This window comes from Stenotrophomonas sp. CFBP 13718 (assembly GCF_014842145.1).
In the GTDB taxonomy this organism is placed as follows: domain Bacteria; phylum Pseudomonadota; class Gammaproteobacteria; order Xanthomonadales; family Xanthomonadaceae; genus Stenotrophomonas.
In genome coordinates, this window is sequence record NZ_JACYVC010000001.1 from 517767 (window position 1) to 533567 (window position 15801).

Below are 15801 nucleotides of genomic sequence, written 5' to 3' on the forward strand. Positions count from 1 at the left end.
CTCAAGCCTTGAGGGCGCGGATCCGGTCGAGCATCGGGACGGCGTGTGCATGCGGGCAGGCCTCGTAGCCCATGAACCACCGCCACAACTTATCGTCCTCGCAGTCCAGCAGGAACAGGAAAACCTCGCGGTCCGCTGCCGGTGCAGTGGGCCACTCGCGCTCCAGGTAGCGTTCGAACAGCTGGTCCAGCTCGCGCATGCCGCGGCGGCAGCGCCAGCGCAGCTTCTTCACCAGGGTGGCTTCGTCCATCAGGGTTCCCGGATAGCGCAACGCCGAGCATGGCTCGGCGCTGCAGGGTGCATCAGTGTGGCAGGCAGATCAGGCGCGACGCGCCATCATCAGCTTCTTGATCTCGGCAATCGCCAACGCCGGGTTCAAGCCCTTCGGGCAGGTCCGTGCGCAGTTCATGATGGTGTGGCAGCGATACAGCTTGAACGGATCTTCCAGATCGTCCAGGCGGGCACCGGTGTCTTCATCGCGCGAATCCACGATCCAGCGGTAGGCCTGCAACAGCACGGCCGGCCCCAGGTAACGCTCGCCGTTCCACCAGTAGCTCGGGCAGCTGGTGGAGCAGCACGCGCACAGGATGCACTCATACAGACCGTCCAGCTTCTTGCGGTCTTCCGGCGACTGCAGGCGCTCGCGGTCCGGCGGTGCCGGCGTCTGCGTGCGGATCCACGGCTTGATCGACGCGTACTGCGCATAGAAATGCGTCAGGTCCGGCACCAGGTCCTTGACCACGCTCATGTGCGGCAGCGGGTAGATCGGCACTTCAGCCTTGCCGCAATCGGCAATGGCGCGGGTGCAGGCCAGCGTGTTGGTGCCGTCGATGTTCATCGCGCACGAACCGCAGATGCCCTCGCGGCACGAACGACGGAAGGTCAGGGTCGGATCGATCTCGTTCTTGATCTTGATCAGCGCGTCCAGGACCATCGGTCCGCACGCGTCCAGGTCGATCTCGTAGGTATCGGTACGCGGGTTGCTGTCGTCGTCCGGACTCCAGCGGTAGACCTTGAAGGTACGCACGTTCTTCGCGCCGCCGGTGGCGGGGAAGTGCTTGCCCTTCGTGATCTTTGAATTCTTTGGCAGGGAAAACTCGGCCATGGCTGCTCTCGTTGGCTCAGGCGGCCCGCGCCCTCAAGGCGCGGATTGCATGGTAGGCGGGGGTCGCGATCAGTACACGCGCGGCTTCGGCGGCACCACGTCAACCTCATCGGTCAGCGTGTACATGTGCACCGGACGGTAATCGAAGCTGCACTTGCCCTGGTCGTCGACCTTGACCAGCGTGTGCTTGTGCCAGTTGACGTCGTCGCGATCCGGGAAGTCTTCGTGCGCATGTGCGCCGCGGCTTTCCTTGCGCTGCTCGGCCGAGTTGATGGTCGCCACGGCATTGAGCAGCAGGTTGTTCAGCTCGTAGGTTTCGATCAGGTCCGAGTTCCAGACCAGCGAACGATCGGTGACCTTGACGTCCTGGAACGAGTCGAAGATACCGGCCATCTTCTCGCAGCCTTCCTTCAGCGTCTGGCTGGTGCGGAACACGGCCGCATCGGCCTGCATGGTGCGCTGCATGTTGTCGCGGATCACCGACGTCGGCGTATCGCCCTTGGCATAACGCAGCTTGTCCAGCAGCCCCAGTGCCTTGTCGCAGGCATCGGCCGGCAGCGGCTTGTGCGATGCACCCGGCTTGATCGTTTCGGCACAGCGGTTTGCCACTGCACGACCGAACACCACCAGATCCAGCAGCGAGTTCGACCCCAGGCGGTTGGCACCGTGGACCGATACGCAGGCCGCTTCACCGATCGCGTACAGGCCCGGGATGACTGCATCCGGGTTGTCGCCATCGATGCGCACCACTTCACCGTGGAAGTTGGTCGGAATGCCGCCCATGTTGTAGTGCACGGTCGGGATGACCGGGATCGGCTGCGTGTGCACGTCGACGCCGGCAAAGATGCGCGCGCTTTCGGCGATACCCGGCAGCTTGTCGTCGATCACGCCCGGGCCGAGGTGGGTCAGGTCGAGCAGGATGTGATCCTTGTGCTCGCCGACGCCGCGGCCTTCGCGGATTTCCACGGTCATCGAACGCGCAACCACGTCGCGCGATGCCAGATCCTTGTAGTGCGGTGCGTAGCGCTCCATGAAGCGCTCGCCGCTGCTGTTGCGCAGGATGCCACCTTCGCCGCGCACACCCTCGGTGATCAGGCAGCCCGCACCGTAGATGCCGGTCGGATGGAACTGCACGAATTCCATGTCCTGCATCGCGATGCCGGCACGCATGGCCAGGCCGCCGCCATCACCGGTGCAGGTGTGGGCGGAGGTCGCGCTGAAGTAGGCACGGCCGTAGCCGCCGGTGGCCAGCACCACGCCCTGGGCGCGGAACAGGTGAAGCGACCCCTCGGCCATGTCGATGGCCAGCACGCCGCGGCAGGTGCCGTCTTCGTCGAAGATCAGGTCCAGCGCGAAGTACTCGATCATGAAGCGTGCATCGTGCTTCAGCGACTGCTGGTACAGGGTGTGCAGCATGGCGTGGCCGGTACGGTCGGCCGCCGCGCAGGTACGCTGCGCCGCCGGGCCTTCGCCGTACTTGGTGGTCATGCCGCCGAACGGGCGTTGGTAGATCTTGCCCTCTTCGGTACGGCTGAACGGCACGCCGTAGTGCTCCAGCTCGATGATCGCCGGGATCGCTTCGCGGCACATGTACTCGATGGCGTCCTGGTCACCCAGCCAATCCGAGCCCTTGATCGTGTCGTAGAAGTGGTAACGCCAGTCGTCCTCGCCCATGTTGCCGAGCGCGGCGGAGATGCCACCCTGCGCGGCGACGGTGTGCGAACGGGTCGGGAAGACCTTGGTCAGGCACACAGTCTGCAGGCCCTTGGCAGCCAGCCCGAACGTGGCGCGCAGGCCGGCACCGCCGGCGCCCACCACGACCATGTCGTACTTGTGTTCGGTGATCTTGTAAGCGGACATCTAATCTGGATTCCTGTCTTGGTGCCTGGACTCAGGCAGCGCCGAGGGCAATGCGGACGACAGCGAATATGCTGACGATCGCGCCGAGCACGGCGATGAACTTCACCAGGGTCTGCAGCGCAAGCGCCACCAGCGAGTTGTGGATGTAGTCTTCCAGCACGATCTGCAGGCCAAGCTGGGCGTGCCAGAACATGGCGACCAGGAAGCCGACCACCAGCACCGCATTCCACGGCTTGGCGATGGCCGCCGACGCGGTCACGTAATCAGCGCCGACCAGGCTCAGCACGAACACCAGGAACCAGATCGACAGCGCGACCAGCGCGGTGGCGGTCAGGCGCTGGTGGACGAAGTGTTCGGTACCGGTCTTGGCCGCGCCAAGGCCACGCACGTTTTTCAGCGGGGTGCGGTAACGGCTCATGCGGCACCTCCGGAAAGCACGACGTAGGCCCAGATCGCGGCGGTGATGACCAGCGATGCGAACACCGAAAGCCAGCTGCTGCGGACGAATGCGGGGATGCTGAAGCCGATCGCGAAGTCCTGCACGATATGGCGCAGGCCATTGCACAGGTGGTAGGCGAAGGCCCAGGTCCAGGCAAACAGGAACAGCTTGCCGTACCAGGCGCCTGCGTGGTCGGTGAAGCAGGTCCAGGAGGCGGGGCCCATCATCAGGGCGAGCAGTCCGCCGGCAATGATCAAGGCTCCAACAGACAGAAAGATGCCGGTCGCTCGATGCAGAATCGAGGTGGCCATCTGGATCTGCCAGCGATACACCTGGAGGTGCGGGGAAAGGGGGCGTTCTCGGGTCGCCATTCGCTGGGCTCGTTGTCTCGGCTGGGCGGCACAGCTGCCGCGTTGGCTCAATGCTGGATCAAAAATCGATGCAGCGTCCGTTTTTCTCCCAATCACCGTACCGCACCGGATCAAGTCCGCCGCGGCCACCGTATTCCTTCTGCTCAGCAGGCATGCTTTCGGGCGCGGGCGCCTTCGGGTCCAGCGGAGCTTCAGATTCAGCGTCGGGAGTGGGGGTTGTTTGGCCTATCATCAGGATTCTCGCAACGCACAAATTCTAGACCTCACGCACGTGCCTGACAACCTTTCCCCTGATATCGATGCATATCGCCCATTGGCAGACCGCCAGTTGCTGGCGATTTCCGGCCCCGACGCGGCGGTGTTCGCGCAGGCGCAATTCTCCAGCGACGTGCTCGCTCTCGCCGATGGCCACTGGCAGTGGAGCGCGTGGTTGACAGCCAAAGGCCGCACGATTGCCGTGTTTCAGCTCATTCGGATCACTTCCGATGATCTGCTGCTGGTCTTCGCCGACGGCGACGCAGATGAGATTGCGTCGCAGTTGCAGCGTTTTGTGTTCCGTCGAAAAGTGAAAATCGGTCTGCGCGATGATCTTCAACTGCAGGCCGCGCTCACTGCCCCGAAAACTGCTTCTGGCGCAGTTCTGGCCGGATCGCTGGCTGGATTCCTGGAATTGGACGTGGGCAGCGGGGACCTGCCGAGGACGATGCGCATTGCCGCCGACGCGCCCGGGCAGGTGGACGCAGGATTCACCGCGACGTGGCGTCAGGCGGACCTTCGCTTCGGTGTACCGCGACTGGACGCAAGCCAGCGCGAACAGTGGACACCGCAGCAACTCGGCCTGGATCGACTGAACGGCTACAGCGTCAAGAAGGGCTGCTACCCGGGTCAGGAGATCGTGGCGCGCACGCATTTCCTTGGCAAGGCGAAGCGCGCGTTGCAGCTGCTGCAGCTTGCCGCCGGCGCCGCCCCCGGTCTGGCCGTGGAGCAGAACGGCAGCACCTTGGGCACCGTAGCCTGCGTGGCCGGTGAGCTGGCGCTGGCGGTGCTGCCGCTGGAAGCCAGCGACGCCCCGCTGAGCGTAGCCGGCCTGCCCGCGCAGCGCCTCCCGCTGCTGGAAGGCTTGGCGCGGTAGAGCCCACGCTGGCGCCGACGGGGGGGGGCCGACTGGTGGGCGACTGGTGGGGCGACTGGTGGGGCCGACCGGTAGAGCCGACTTCAGTCGGCTGCCTTTCACGTGATGGCCGGTGGTGTCGTCCAACCCCACGCGCAGCCGACTAAAGTCGGCTCTACCGGTCGGCACTACCCATCGGCTGCCTGCCCGTGATGCCCGGCGCTCGGAATCGGTAGAGCCGACTTCAGTCGGCTGCCTTTCACGTAATGGCCGGTGGTGTCGTCCAACCCCACGCGCAGCCGACTAAAGTCGGCTCTACCGGTCGGCACTACCCATCGGCTGCCTGCCCGGGATGCCCCGCGCTCGGAATCGGTAGAGCCGACTTCAGTCGGCTGCCTTTCACGTGATGGCCAGTGGTCTCGTCCAACCCCACGCGCAGCCGACTAAAGTCAGCTCTACCCGTCGGCTCTACCTCTCGGCTACCTTCAGGCGGTCAGGCGCTCGCCGGTTTCCGGGTCGAAGAAGTGCAGCGCGCCGGGCTGCACCGCCACCTGCAGGGTTTCACCCACAGCGGGCAGCGACCGCGGTGCGACGCGCATGGTCAGGGCGTGGTTGCCGCTGACCATGTTGACGAAGATCTCGTTGCCCACCGGCTCGATACCCTCGATGCGGGCGTCGAACGCCCACTCCGCATTGCCGTCGGCCGGCTGCAGATGCTCGGGCCGCACGCCGACGGCCACCGGCTTGTCCAGCCAGCGCGGATCGATCGTGGCCTGGCCCAGCGGCGCTTTCCATGCACCGTCGATCACCGCCACGCCCGCCGCGGTGGCCTGCAGCGTGCCGCGCAGGACATTCATCGCCGGGCTGCCGAGGAAGCCGGCCACGAACAGGTTCGCCGGTCGGTCATACAGCGCCATCGGCGTGTCGATCTGCTGGATCACGCCGTCCTTCAGCACCACGATGCGCTGGCCGAGGGTCATCGCCTCGACCTGATCGTGGGTGACGTAGATCATCGTGGTCCCCAGCTTGCGGTGCAGCTGCGCGATTTCCGTGCGCACGCTGTGGCGCAGCTTGGCGTCCAGGTTGGACAGCGGCTCATCGAGCAGGAACACCGCCGGCTCACGCACCAAGGCGCGACCCAGCGCGACGCGCTGGCGCTGGCCGCCGGACATCGCCTTGGGCAGCTTGTCCATCATGTCGGTCAGGCCAAGGGTCTGCGCCGCTTCGCTGATGCGCTTGTCGATGGTCGCCTTGTCGTGGCCGCGCAGCTTCAGGCCGAAGGCCAGGTTCTCGGCGACGGTCATGTGCGGGTACAGCGCGTAGCTCTGGAACACCATCGCGATGTCGCGGTCTTTCGGCGCCACGTCGTTGACCACGCGGTCGCCGATGGTCAGCGTGCCGCCACTGATCTCTTCCAGCCCGGCGATCATCCGCAGCAGGGTCGACTTGCCGCAGCCCGAGGGGCCCACGAGCACCATCAACTCACCGTCAGCCACCTCGAAGGTGGCCTCCTTCACCGCGACCTGGCCGTTGTCGTAGACCTTGCGCACACCCTGCAACTGTACTTTTGCCATATCACTCTTCCAGTCCGCCCGTTGCCTGGGCATTGCATGTGGACTGCCTTCGGCCCTCCCGATGGCAGTGTTTTTGCCTCAGTGCCGCATGACGGCACCAATGCAATCGAATACAGTTGCACATTCTGCCATGTAAACGTTTTCACGTGGCAGTATCCGTAGGTTGCTGCGCACGCAGTGTGCATCGATGATGGAACGTACACCCGGCCCCTCGTGACGGGCAGCGCCAGCAGCCGCTGGCATGCACCCACGATGGAACGGACAAAGCAGCGCCAAACCCCTCCCGGAACCCAGCCAGGCAGCGATTGACAACGATGTCACCCGGATCTGAAACTCGAGAAATGCACGATACCCTCTTCCTGTTCGGCGCCACCGGCGATCTGGCCCAGCGCTACCTCTTCCCTTCCCTGCTGCGGCTGCTTGGTGATGGCCTGCTGCCGGAAGACTTCAAGGTCCGTGCGCTGGCATTGTCGCCGCACGACACCGATGCCTTCCGGGACATCCTGCGCCCGCGCCTGCAGCAATCCATGCCGGCAGCCAGCGAAGCGGACATCGCCTCGCTGCTGCAGCGCATCGACTACCGCTCGGTGGACCTGCGCAACGCCGACTCGGTCGCTGAAGCCGTGGCCGACCAGGTCGGTCGCCGCTGCGTGAGCTACCTGGCGATTCCGCCCGGCCTGTATATCTCCACCTGCGAAGGTCTGGCCAAGGGCGGCGCACTTGCCGCACCGCACCGGCTGATGCTGGAGAAGCCGATCGGCAGCGACAGCGAAAGCGCCGAGCAGATCATCAGCACCATCGGCCAGTGGATCGACGAAGACCGCGTGTTCCGCCTGGATCATTACCTCGGCAAGGCCGCGGTACAGAACCTGATCGCGCTGCGTTTCGGCAACACCCTGCTGGAAGCCGTGTGGAACCGCACCTACATCGAATCGGTGCACATCCTGGTGTCCGAGAGCGAAGGCGTGGATGGCCGCGATGCCTACTACGCGCGCTCCGGTGCGCTGCGCGACATGGTGCAGAGCCATATCCTGCAGCTGCTGTGCCTGGTGGCGATGGAGCCGCCAGCGTCGCTGGAAGCCGATCGCATCCGCGATGAAAAGGTCAAGGTGCTGCGCTCGCTGCGTCCGCTGGATGCCAAACACGCCGCACGTGACAGCGTGCGTGGCCGCTATACCGCCGGCAGCATCGACGGCCAGCCGGCGCAGGCGTATCAGCCGCCGGAAGGCAGCGACGTGGAAACCTTCGCCGGGGTCACGGCGCACATCGACAACTGGCGCTGGAGCGGCGTGCCGTTCCACCTGGTCACGGGCAAGCGCCTTCCCGAGCGCACCAGCCGGGTCGTGGTCACGCTGAAGCCGGTCACCCATTGGTTGTTCGAGCGCCCGCATCGTGGCCAGGCCACGCCGAACCGGCTGGTGTTCCAGCTGCAGCCGCAGGAGAACATCGAGCTCGGCCTGATGAGCAGCCTGGCGGGCCCGGAATGGGGCGCGCTGGAACTGCAGCCGGTCGAGCTTGATCTGTCGGTACCGACCGGCCTGCACCGCCGCATCGCCTACGAACGCCTGTTCCTGGACGCCTTCAATGGCAACCACGCCTTGTTCGTCCGCGATGACGAGGTGCGTGCGGCATGGCACTGGATCGATAGCGTGGCCGATGCGTGGAAGAACGCCGATCTGCCGCTGCAGCCGTATGCCGCCGGCACCTGGGGCCCCGCCGAAGCCGCCGGCTTCCTGCCTGGCGATGTCATCGATACCGCACACGGAGACCCGGCATGACGGCGCAGGAGCGGCCGCTGCTGGTCGCCGACATCGGCGGCACCAATGCACGCTTCGCTCTGGCCGACACCGCCAGTGACACGCCGCTGCTGGAAGACAGCATCCGGGAATTCCCGGTGGTCGATTTTCCTTCGCTCGGTGATGCCGCACGGCATTACCTGCAGGAAGTCGCTGCCGAGGCAGACCGCGGCGTGTTCGCCGTTGCCGGTCGCGTGGACGGTGACGAGGCCCGCATCACCAACCACCCGTGGGTGATCTCGCGCAGCCGCACGGCGGCAATGCTCGGGTTTTCCGAGCTGCACCTGATCAATGACTTCGCCGCGCAGGCGATGGCCATTTCGCTGCTGCAGCCCAAGGATGTGGTGCAGATCGGCGGTGCCGCGTGGAGTCCGCGGCGCAGCGGTGCACCGGCCAACTACGGCGTCATCGGCCCTGGCACCGGTCTCGGTGTCGGTGGCCTGGTGATCCGCAATGACCGCTGCTTCCCGCTGGAAACCGAGGGCGGCCACGTCAGCTTCCCGCCGGGCACCCCGGAAGAGATACGCATCCTGGAAATCCTGTCGGAAACCTTCGGCCGGGTATCCAACGAGCGCCTGATCTGTGGCCCCGGGCTGGTCAACATCCATCGCGCCGTCTGCGAAATGGCCGGCTTCGATCCGGGCCACCTCAAGCCGGCTGATGTCACCGCACGCGCCGCCACGGGCGATCCGCAGGCGATGCGTGCAGTGGACCTGTTCTGCGCGATCTTCGGCGCCATCGCCGGTGACCTGGTGCTCATCCAGGGGGCGTGGGACGGCGTGTTCCTGACCGGCGGCCTGGTGCCGCGCATGCTGGAATCCCTGCAGCATTCCGGCTTCCGCCAGCGCTTCGAACACAAGGGGCGTTTCTCTTCGATCATGGGCCGGGTTCCTTCGCTGGCCGTCATCCACCCCAATCCCGGCCTGCTCGGCGCGGCGGCCTATGCGGTCGATGCGCAGTGCGGTGCCCTCGGAGCTGTTGCCTGATGCCTGTTCCCTTCTCTACCGACCGCGTCGAGTTCATCGCCCACCGCGAAGCCGACGGCTGGATCGAATCCGTTGCCGCGGACATGGCGAAGATCCTCAACGCCGACATCGCCGAGCACGGCCGTGCGCGCATGCTGCTGTCCGGCGGCACCACTCCCGCGCCGGTGTATCAGGCGCTGGCCGAGCTGGACGTGCACTGGGACCGCGTAGAAGTGGGGTTGGCCGACGAACGCTGGCTGTCGCCGCAGGATCGCGACAGCAATGCGCGTCTGGTCCGCGAAAACTTCCTGCAGCGCGCCGAAGGCGCCCATTTCGATCCGCTGGTGCGCATCGGCAAGCCGCTGGCCGAGTGCGTGTACACCGCCAACCTGCAGGCCCAGCACAGCCTGCAGCCGAGCGTGGTTGCGCTGGGCATGGGCAACGACGGACATACCTGCTCGCTTTTCCCCGGCTCGCGCGAGCTGCCGCGTGCACTGGAAAGCACCCTGCCCTACGCCTCACTGGATGCGACCGGCTGCCCGGGCGCCAACCAGTGGCCGCTGCGCATCACCCTGACGCCGCATGGCCTGCGTTCCTGCCGCCAGCGCCTGCTGCTGCTGCGCGGCAAGCAGAAGCTGGAAGTGCTGCAGCACGCGCTGGACAGCAACGACGTCCACCAGTATCCGATCCTCGCCGCCATCGAACAGCCCGGTCCGCGCCTGCGCGTGCACTGGGCCGACTGACCTGATCGCCGTGAATCGCTTTCCCCCTCTCGCCACCTTCCAACGCTGGTAGCCAATGAGTCTGCATCCGCAACTGCACGCCATCACCGAGCGCATCGTCCGCCGCAGCGCCGCCTCGCGCGCCGCTTACCTGGCCGGGATCGATGCCGCCCTTCGCGATGGTCCGTTCCGCAGCCGCTTGAGCTGCGGCAACCTTGCCCACGGTTTCGCCGCCTGTGGCGGTACCGACAAGAGCCGCCTGCGTGGCGGTGTGACGCCGAACCTGGGCATCATCACCTCGTACAACGACATGCTGTCGGCCCACCAGCCGTTCGAGAGCTACCCGGAGCAGATCCGGCAGATCGCACGTGAGCTGGGGGCGACCGCCCAGGTGGCCGGCGGCGTGCCGGCGATGTGCGACGGCGTGACCCAGGGCCGTGGCGGCATGGAGCTGTCACTGTTCTCGCGTGATGTGATCGCCCAGTCCACCGCGATCGGCCTCAGCCACGACATGTTCGACGCGGCGATCTACCTTGGCGTGTGCGACAAGATCGTACCTGGCCTGCTGATCGGCGCGCTCGCCTTCGGCCATCTGCCGTCGGTGTTCGTGCCGGCCGGACCGATGACCCCCGGCATCCCGAACAAGCAGAAAGCGGAAGTGCGTGAGCGCTACGCCGCCGGCGAAGCGACCCGCGAGGAGCTGCTGGAGGTGGAGGCCGCGTCGTACCACGGCGCCGGTACGTGCACGTTCTACGGCACGGCCAATTCCAACCAGGTGCTGCTGGAAGCCATGGGCGTGCAGCTGCCGGGTGCCTCGTTCGTCAATCCGGAACAGACCCTGCGCGGCGCGCTGACCCGCGAAGCCACCGTGCGCGCGCTGGACATGACCGCGCTGGGCGATGATTACCGCCCGATCGGCCGGATCATCGACGAGCGCGCGATCATCAACGCCATCGTGGCGCTGATGGCCACTGGTGGCTCGACCAACCACACCATCCACTGGATCGCGGTGGCACGTGCCGCCGGCATCGTGGTGACCTGGGACGACATGGACGAGCTGTCGCAGCTGATCCCGCTGCTGACCCGCGTCTATCCCAATGGCGAAGCCGATGTGAACCGCTTCGCCGCTGCCGGCGGACCGGCCTTCGTGTTCGGTGAACTGATCCGCGCCGGGCTGATGCACGGCGACATCGTCACCGTCGCCCGCGGCGGCATGGCCGACTACGCACGCGAGCCGCGCCTGCAGGACGGCCAGGTGGTATGGGTGGACGGCATCATCCGCAGCGCGGACGAGGACGTCGCGCGCGGCGTCGACAATCCGTTCGAAAGCCAGGGCGGCCTGCGCCTGCTGCGCGGCAACCTCGGCCGTTCCCTGATCAAGCTGTCTGCAGTGAAGCCGCAGTACCGCACCATCGAAGCGCCTGCCGTGGTGGTCGATGCGCCGCAGGTGCTGAACAAGCTGCATGCCGCTGGCCTGCTGCCGCAGGATTTCGTGGCGGTGGTGCGCTACCAGGGCCCGCGTGCGAACGGCATGCCCGAGCTGCATTCGCTGGCGCCGCTGCTGGGCCTGCTGCAGAACCAGGGCCGCCGCGTGGCGTTGGTCACCGATGGTCGCCTGTCCGGGGCGTCGGGCAAGATTCCGGCGGCGATCCACGTGACGCCGGAGGCCGCACGTGGCGGTCCGCTGGGCAAGGTACGCGAGGGCGACATCATCCGCCTGGATGGTGAAGCGGGCACGCTGGAAGTGCTGATCGATGCGGCCGAGTGGGCAGCGCGCGAGCAGGCACCGAACACGGCGCCGGCTGCCAATGATCTGGGCCGCAACCTGTTCGCGATCAATCGTCTGGTAGTGGGTCCGGCCGACCAGGGTGCGATTTCGATTTCCTGCGGGCCAGCAGCCTCTGACGGCAGTGCGTGGGATTACGACGCAGAATACGAACTGGGGCATGACGCCGCAGCGGCGGCGGCACCGCACGAGTCGAAGGACGCCTGAGCATCATGCGGCGGGCTTGGTCGATCCGGGGCTGCGGGAAGCCCTGACCAGGACCCGCCGTGAACCCATCCATGGGGGCTCGTTTCGCGCCATCCGGGCGCTCAACGGTCCTGGCCAGGGCTCCCCGCAGCCCTGCTGACAGTTCATCGGCGCTTCTGCGCTGCAGATAGAAAAACAAGGGAAAAACAGAGCATGGGTATCGCAGAGCATCAGGTACGGGCGGCGGAATTGTTGCGTGCAGCGGGCATCCTGCCGGTAGTGACCGTGCATACGCTGGATCAGGCGCGAGCGGTCAGTGCGGCGTTGCTGGAAGGCGGCCTGCCGGCCATCGAGCTGACCCTGCGCACGCCGGTGGCGATGGACGCGCTGGCAATGTTGAAGCGCGAACTGCCGGGCGTGGTGGTGGGTGCAGGCACCGTGCTGACGGTGGAGCAGATGCAGCAGTCCATCGATGCGGGTGCGGATTTCCTGGTGACGCCGGGTACGCCGGCGCACATGGCCGACGCGTTGGCCGCGGCACCGCTGCCGGTCGTGCCGGGTGCGGCCTCGCCGACCGAACTGCTGGCCTTGTACGCGCGGGGGTTCCGGGTATGCAAGCTGTTCCCGGCCACCGCCGTGGGCGGGCTGGCGATGATCAAGGGACTGGCCGGGCCGGTGCCGGACCTGAAGCTGTGCCCGACCGGCGGCATCACCGAAGACAGTGCCGCAGAGTACCTCGAGCAGAAGAACGTGCTCTGCATCGGCGGGTCGTGGATGGTGCCGGGCAAGTGGATCGCCGACGGCGCGTGGGACAAGGTGCGCGACGCAGCGGCGGGCGCGGCGAAGATCGTCGCCCGGGTGCGCGGTCACTGAAGCGGTAGCGCCGGGCCATGCTCGGCGGGGACGACAGGGTGACGATCAACGGTCGTCACCCATCACACGTACCGCTACCCGCCCTGATCACATCGGGCGGGCGGGGTCCACCAGGCCGTACTGGCTGGCCATGCGCGCCAGCGCGATGTTGTCGTGGATACCCATCTTCTCGAACAGGCGTGCCTTGTGCGTATTGATGGTCTTCGCGCTCAGGCTGAGCCGGCGCGCGATGTCTTCCTGGCGCAGCCCCTGGGTCAACAACAGGGCCACTTCCAGCTCGCGCGGCGACAGGCTGTCGAACGGCGAGGCACTGCCCTCCACCGTGGACAACGCCAGGTTCTGCGCGATGTTGCTGCCCAGGTAGCGCCGTCCCTGCGATGCCTCGCGGACCGCGCGCAGCAGCTCCTGCGCGTTGCAGCCTTTGCTGATGTAGCCGGACGCACCGGCCTCCAGCAACCGCTTGGGCATGGGGCCATCTTCCAGCACGGACACGATGACCACGCGGGTGGCCTCCTGCCCGCGCACGATGCGCTCGGTGACTTCCAGGCCACTGACGCCCGGCAGGTGCAGGTCGCACAGCACGACGTCCGGCTTCAGCTGGCGGATTTCGCGCAGCGCATCCTCGCCACACTCCGCCTCGCCGATGACCTCGATATCGGTCTCACCGGACAAAATCATCTTCATTCCGGTACGGACCAGTGCGTGGTCATCCACCAGATAGATACGAATCGTCATGCATGTTCCCCTTTCACCACCGCTGCCGTCTTCCACGGTAGGTACCGCGCAGACGCCCCACAAGCGTAGTTCCCGACGGTCGCTGCCGAACTGCGGCCAGAATCACATAACACCCGTGTCTGACCCTGTATCGCTCGCCGTGAACCTGCTTGTCCGATCAATATAGCCTATAGGAGGCGCATCTTTACGGTTTGTTCACGTCAGCCCGGGCGAGCGGCCCACGCCGGGGACCCCACGGACGCCGCTGGCGGAACATCACCAGATAGCAGCCCACGACCCACACCAGCGCCGCACACCAGCCGGCCAGGATGTCGGAGGGGTAATGCACGCCCAGATAGATCCGCGAGATGCTGACCAGCACCGCGAACAGAGGCGCACCGATCAGCACCGGCACACGCCAGCGCGTGTTCCACGCAAGCAGCACGACCACGCAGGCGAAGGTCATCGAGCCCATCGCATGACCGCTGGGGAAGCTGTACGTGGACTCTGGCGCGATGGACTCCCATAGGCTTGGCCGATCGCGCTGGAAGAACTGCTTGCTGCCCATGTTGAGCAGGGCCGATCCGACGAACGCGATCGCCGCGAAGCTGGCCTCACGCCAGTGCCGACGCAGCAGCAGGGCCGCCACGATGACCACGTCGGCCGGGATCAGGAACCACTCATAGCCCAGCCGCGTGACCACCACGACGAACTGGTCAAGCGCCGGGCCATGCCAGCCGTGCATGCGCATCAGCAGCGGGGCGTCGAAGTGGAAGGATTCGAACTCATGCACTTCATCGGCCAACGCAACGAACACCGCCAGCGGCACCAGCACGCCGGCGAACAGCAGCAGGAAGCGCCACGCGTTGCGCGACAGCCAGTGACGAACCCCTGCCGCCTCTTCCTGGCCGTCCGGTCCGACGAGGTTATCCGGCACTTCGGACATAGTTTCGCTCGACGTAGTCATCGATCAGGGCGACGAACTCCTGGGCGATGTTCTCGCCGCGCAGGGTGACCGACTTCTCGCCATCGACAAATACCGGCGCCGACGGCGCTTCCCCGGTTCCCGGCAGCGAGATGCCGATGTTGGCGTGCCGCGACTCACCCGGGCCGTTGACGATGCAGCCCATCACCGCCAAGGTCATGTTCTCTGCGCCGGGGTGCTCGATCTTCCACAGCGGCATGCGCTCGCGTACGTGGTTCTGCACGACCTTGGCCAGCTCCTGGAAGAACTCCGACGTGGTGCGGCCACAACCGGGGCAGGCGGTGACCAGCGGCGTGAACGCGCGCTGGCCCGTGGTCTGCAACAGTTCCTGGGCGACGATCACTTCCTGCGTACGCGAATGGCCCGGTTCGGGCGTCAGCGATATCCGGATGGTGTCACCGATACCTTCCTGCATCAGCACCGCCAGCGCGGCTGCCGAGGCGACGATGCCCTTGCTGCCGATGCCTGCTTCGGTCAGGCCGAGGTGCAGGGCGAAATCGGACCGCTGCGCCAGGTCGCGATACACGGCGATCAGTTCCTGTACGCCACTGACCTTGGCCGACAGCACGATGCGGTCGCGCGGGAGGCCCAGGTCGACGGCGGTTTCCGCCGAATCCAGTGCCGACCGGATCAGCGCCTCGCGCAGCACCCGCCCGGCATCCCACGGCTGGGCGCGCTGGGTATTTTCATCCATCAGCCTGGCGGCCAGCGACTGGTCCAGCGAGCCCCAGTTCGCGCCGATGCGCACCGGCTTGTCGTAGCGGATGGCGAACTCGATCAACTGCGCGAACTGCAGGTCTTTCTTCTTGCCGAAGCCCACGTTGCCGGGATTGATGCGGTACTTGGCCAACGCTTCGGCGCAGGCCGGCTCGGCGGTGAGCAGCTGATGGCCGTTGTAATGGAAATCGCCGATCAGCGGCACCTCGATGCCCATCATCGCCAGCTTCTCGACGATGCGCGGGATCGCGGCAGCCGATTCGGCGTTGTTGACCGTCAACCGGACCATTTCCGATCCAGCGCGCCACAGTTCGGCGACCTGCTTGACGCTGGACGCCACGTCGGCGGTATCGGTGTTGGTCATCGACTGCACCACCACGGGCTTGCCACCGCCCACGACCACCCCGCCGATGCGGACAGGTTGGGTCAGGCGGCGCGGCCAGGCGGTGGGCTCGGCAGGAGGTGTGGGGCGGGAGACGGCGTCATGCATCGGAATATTCTAGCGCTGCCGCGCGACCGCCGGGTGACTCCCATTCAGTGCCGGTGCGGTCTGCGGCCGATTGTCGCAGGCAGGACACACGGGGAGCGCATACGATG

At 66.2% G+C, this 15801-nt stretch carries 16 protein-coding genes; 6 read left to right on the forward strand and 10 right to left on the reverse strand.

Annotated elements, in window-relative coordinates; all coding sequences use genetic code 11:
- Nucleotide 1: 1 nt before the first annotated feature.
- From IFT58_RS02255 to IFT58_RS18905, 6 genes are all read right to left on the reverse strand, one after another.
- Nucleotides 2–250 (reverse strand): succinate dehydrogenase assembly factor 2, encoded by a 249-nt coding sequence (locus IFT58_RS02255; protein ID WP_188324360.1) that lies wholly within the window; start codon nucleotides 248–250, stop codon nucleotides 2–4.
- A 69-nt stretch (nucleotides 251–319) separates the two neighbouring features.
- The gene (locus tag IFT58_RS02260) at nucleotides 320–1105 is read right to left on the reverse strand and encodes a succinate dehydrogenase iron-sulfur subunit (RefSeq protein WP_188324361.1); all 786 of its coding nucleotides are present in this window, start codon (nucleotides 1103–1105) and stop codon (nucleotides 320–322) included.
- Nucleotides 1106–1174: 69 nt separating this feature from the next.
- Complete coding sequence (gene sdhA / locus IFT58_RS02265; protein WP_192080596.1) at nucleotides 1175–2965, reverse strand: succinate dehydrogenase flavoprotein subunit; 1791 nt, start codon at nucleotides 2963–2965, stop codon at nucleotides 1175–1177.
- 31 nt (nucleotides 2966–2996) lie between these two features.
- Nucleotides 2997–3383, reverse strand: a complete 387-nt coding sequence (sdhD, locus tag IFT58_RS02270) for a succinate dehydrogenase, hydrophobic membrane anchor protein (protein WP_188324363.1) — start codon at nucleotides 3381–3383, stop codon at nucleotides 2997–2999.
- A complete protein-coding gene (gene sdhC / locus IFT58_RS02275) occupies nucleotides 3380–3775 on the reverse strand; it encodes a succinate dehydrogenase, cytochrome b556 subunit (RefSeq protein WP_188324364.1) in 396 nt (131 codons plus the stop codon). Before sdhC ends, sdhD begins: the two co-directional genes overlap by 4 nt.
- A gap of 58 nt (nucleotides 3776–3833) precedes the next feature.
- Nucleotides 3834–4007, reverse strand: a complete 174-nt coding sequence (locus IFT58_RS18905) for a DUF1674 domain-containing protein (RefSeq protein WP_223202865.1) — start codon at nucleotides 4005–4007, stop codon at nucleotides 3834–3836.
- Between the two features lie 39 nt (nucleotides 4008–4046).
- Between IFT58_RS18905 and IFT58_RS02280 the strand changes: the two genes are divergently transcribed.
- Nucleotides 4047–4907, forward strand: a complete 861-nt coding sequence (locus IFT58_RS02280; RefSeq protein ID WP_342029531.1) for a folate-binding protein — start codon at nucleotides 4047–4049, stop codon at nucleotides 4905–4907.
- Between the two features lie 464 nt (nucleotides 4908–5371).
- Here the strand turns inward: IFT58_RS02280 and ugpC are convergent, their stop codons facing one another.
- Entirely contained in the window at nucleotides 5372–6460 is a 1089-nt protein-coding gene (ugpC, locus tag IFT58_RS02285) for a sn-glycerol-3-phosphate ABC transporter ATP-binding protein UgpC (RefSeq protein WP_188324366.1), read from the reverse strand.
- Nucleotides 6461–6801: 341 nt separating this feature from the next.
- Between ugpC and zwf the strand changes: the two genes are divergently transcribed.
- The 5 genes from zwf (at nucleotide 6802) to eda (ending at nucleotide 12788) form a co-directional block, all read left to right on the forward strand.
- Nucleotides 6802–8238, forward strand: a complete 1437-nt coding sequence (zwf, locus tag IFT58_RS02290; protein ID WP_188324367.1) for a glucose-6-phosphate dehydrogenase — start codon at nucleotides 6802–6804, stop codon at nucleotides 8236–8238.
- On the forward strand, nucleotides 8235–9242 hold the full coding sequence (gene glk / locus IFT58_RS02295) for a glucokinase (RefSeq protein WP_188324368.1): 1008 nt from the start codon (nucleotides 8235–8237) through the stop codon (nucleotides 9240–9242). Before zwf ends, glk begins: the two co-directional genes overlap by 4 nt.
- Complete coding sequence (gene pgl, locus IFT58_RS02300) at nucleotides 9242–9964, forward strand: 6-phosphogluconolactonase (protein WP_188324369.1); 723 nt, start codon at nucleotides 9242–9244, stop codon at nucleotides 9962–9964. Before glk ends, pgl begins: the two co-directional genes overlap by 1 nt.
- Nucleotides 9965–10019: 55 nt before the next feature.
- Nucleotides 10020–11936 carry a phosphogluconate dehydratase gene (edd, locus tag IFT58_RS02305; protein ID WP_188324370.1) on the forward strand — a complete coding sequence of 639 codons (1917 nt, stop codon included), beginning with the start codon at nucleotides 10020–10022 and terminating at the stop codon, nucleotides 11934–11936.
- A 192-nt stretch (nucleotides 11937–12128) separates the two neighbouring features.
- Nucleotides 12129–12788, forward strand: coding sequence for a bifunctional 4-hydroxy-2-oxoglutarate aldolase/2-dehydro-3-deoxy-phosphogluconate aldolase (eda, locus tag IFT58_RS02310; RefSeq protein ID WP_192093794.1), 660 nt, complete (start codon nucleotides 12129–12131; stop codon nucleotides 12786–12788).
- Nucleotides 12789–12875: 87 nt separating this feature from the next.
- Here the strand turns inward: eda and IFT58_RS02315 are convergent, their stop codons facing one another.
- The 3 genes from IFT58_RS02315 to ispG all read right to left on the reverse strand — a co-directional run bounded on the left by IFT58_RS02315 (nucleotide 12876) and on the right by ispG (nucleotide 15694).
- The gene (locus tag IFT58_RS02315) at nucleotides 12876–13523 is read right to left on the reverse strand and encodes a response regulator (RefSeq protein ID WP_188324372.1); all 648 of its coding nucleotides are present in this window, start codon (nucleotides 13521–13523) and stop codon (nucleotides 12876–12878) included.
- 184 nt (nucleotides 13524–13707) lie between these two features.
- Complete coding sequence (locus IFT58_RS02320) at nucleotides 13708–14448, reverse strand: phosphatase PAP2 family protein (RefSeq protein WP_192080590.1); 741 nt, start codon at nucleotides 14446–14448, stop codon at nucleotides 13708–13710.
- A complete protein-coding gene (ispG, locus tag IFT58_RS02325; protein WP_192093795.1) occupies nucleotides 14429–15694 on the reverse strand; it encodes a flavodoxin-dependent (E)-4-hydroxy-3-methylbut-2-enyl-diphosphate synthase in 1266 nt (421 codons plus the stop codon). Before ispG ends, IFT58_RS02320 begins: the two co-directional genes overlap by 20 nt.
- Between the last annotated feature and the right edge of the window lie 107 nt (nucleotides 15695–15801).